The organism is Corallococcus sp. CA053C, assembly GCF_003611675.1.
Classification (GTDB): domain Bacteria; phylum Myxococcota; class Myxococcia; order Myxococcales; family Myxococcaceae; genus Corallococcus.
The window spans coordinates 1-2,276 of record NZ_RAWA01000712.1; the positions used below are offsets into that span (position 1 = coordinate 1).

Annotated in this window: 1 protein-coding gene; it reads left to right on the forward strand. The window is 68.0% G+C overall.

Annotated elements, in window-relative coordinates; translation table 11 throughout:
- Positions 1 to 148 precede the first annotated feature (148 nt).
- On the forward strand, positions 149 to 2,276 hold a 2,128-nt coding region (locus D7V97_RS42455; RefSeq protein WP_120616203.1), incomplete at its 3' end, for an ATP-binding protein.

Sequence of the window (2,276 nt, forward strand, 5' to 3'; positions counted from 1 at the left end):
GCGGCAAGGAGGGCGAGATGCTGGAGGGACACTTTCATTCGCGGGGGCCTCGGGGACCCTGGGAGATGCGCTCGGGCACGCCCGAGGACAACTGGGGATGCATGGAAAATTTCCAGCGCCCGACAGAGGTTAGACTGTCCGCCTGCACATGGATATCCGCACACAGAGCGCCCTGCTTGCTTCCATCATCGGTCTGGCGCTGGGCGTGTCCATGTTGTTGCGGCCCGGACGTCCCCGGGTGCTCACCCTCTACTCCGTCTTCACCCTGACGGTCGCCGGGTATTACCTCAGCCTCTTCTTCCACAGCATCTTCCCCGCCCACGACTACCCCTGGGTGTCCCGCATCGCGCTCGGGTCCACGGTGCTCGTCGTCTCCCTGGTACCCGGGGCGGCGGTCGCCTTCTTCCTCGAGTTCCTGGGCGTCAGCAAAGGGACCCACCTGGTCGGCCGGCGGCTTGCCCTCCTGTCCGCCGTGCTGGGCCTCACCGTCGCCGTCACACCGTTGGCGGACAAAGCATGGGCGCGGGTGGCGATGGGGGTGTGGGTGCTGGGGGCGCTCTTCACCTCCGTGTCGTTGCTGGTGCACCGGGTGCGGACGACGGAGTCGCGCATCGAGCAGTTCCGGCTGGCGTACCTGGCCATTGGCGCGGGCGCGGCGGTGCTGTTCTCCGGCCTGGACTACCTGAGCCGCTACGACATCCCCTTCCCCACGCTGGGCCCCGTCTTCGCGACGCTCTACCTGTTCTTCCTCGCGCAGACGCTCTTGCGGCTGCGGCTGATGGACCTGCACGAGCTGCTGGGGAAGATCGCCTCGCAGACGGTGCTGGCCATCATCCTTGCCGCCGTGTTCACGGTGCTGACGGCGTGGGTGGACGAGAACACGTCGCTGTTCGTCTTCAACACGGTGGTGGCCGCGTTCGTCATCCTCATCCTCCTGGACCCGCTGCGCACCAAGGTGGAGGAGATGGTGGTGCGCATCTTCTTCCGCGAGCGCTTCGCGCTGCTGGGCACGCTGGGCGTCCTGCGCGTGCGGATGACCGCCGTCATTGAAATCTCGGAGCTGGCGCGCGTGGTACTGGACTCCCTGCACGAGACGGGGCGCGTGACGCACGCGTCGGTGTACCTGATGGCGGAGGACCGGCCCGGCTACCGGCTGCTGGATTCGCGCGGGCCGCTGCCGGTGTCGATGCTGGACACGGCCGCCGCGCGCGGCGTGCTCTTCGCGGTGGCCAGCGGGCAGAAGGCGGTGCTGCTGGAGAACGTGGAGCGGCGCATCTCCGTGATGCGGGTCCAGGCGGTGGAGGGCAAGCGCTTCCGCGACGAACTCAAGCGGCTCAACGACACGCGCGCCGCGCTGCTCCAGATGAAGGCCGGCATCAGCGTGCCGCTGATGAGCAACGACCGCGTCATCGGGTTCCTGAACCTCTGGGATGAGCGGGTGCCGGAGGCGTATGCGTCCGATGAAATCGCCCTCATCCTGGAGGTCTCCGAGCGGATGGCGACGGTGCTGGAGAACTCCAAGCTGTACGAGAAGATCCGCGAGCGCGACCGTCTGGCGGCGCTGGGTGAGATGGCGGCGGGCCTCGCGCATGAAATCAGGAACCCGCTGGGCGCCATCAAGGGCGCGGCGCAGTGCCTGGACCCCAAGAAGCTGCCGGGCGAGGACGGCGAGTTCCTGGATGTGATTGTCGAGGAGGTCAACCGGCTCAACGGCGTGGTGACGGCGTTCCTGGACTACTCGCGGCCGCTGAAGCAGAGCTTCGGGCCCACCGACCTCAACGAGGTGGTGACGCGCACGATGCGGCTCATCCAGAACGACATGCCGACCACGGCGGAGCTGGCGGTGGAGCTGGACCTGCGCCTGCCGCGCGCGGACGGCGACGCGGAGCAGCTCAAGCAGGTGTTGATCAACCTGGTGCAGAACTCGGTGCAGGCGATGGGGTCGCAGAAGGGCTGCATCACGGTGCGCACGGAGAAGCCGGAGCGCTTCGGCGACTTCCGCAGCGCGGGCGGGGTGGAGTTCGTGGAGGTGCGCGTCACCGACAACGGCCCGGGCATCCCGGCGGATCAGCAGCCGCACATCTTCGTCCCCTTCTTCACGACGAAGCAGAAGGGCACGGGCCTGGGGCTCGCCATCTGCCAGCGCATCGTGAAGAACCACGGCGGCACCATCAGCGTGCAGAGCAGGGTGGGCGAAGGCACCACGTTCGTCATCCGGCTGCCGGCGCTCCCCCCGGAGGTGACGGAAGGCGCGCTCCCGGAAGGGACCCCCGCGC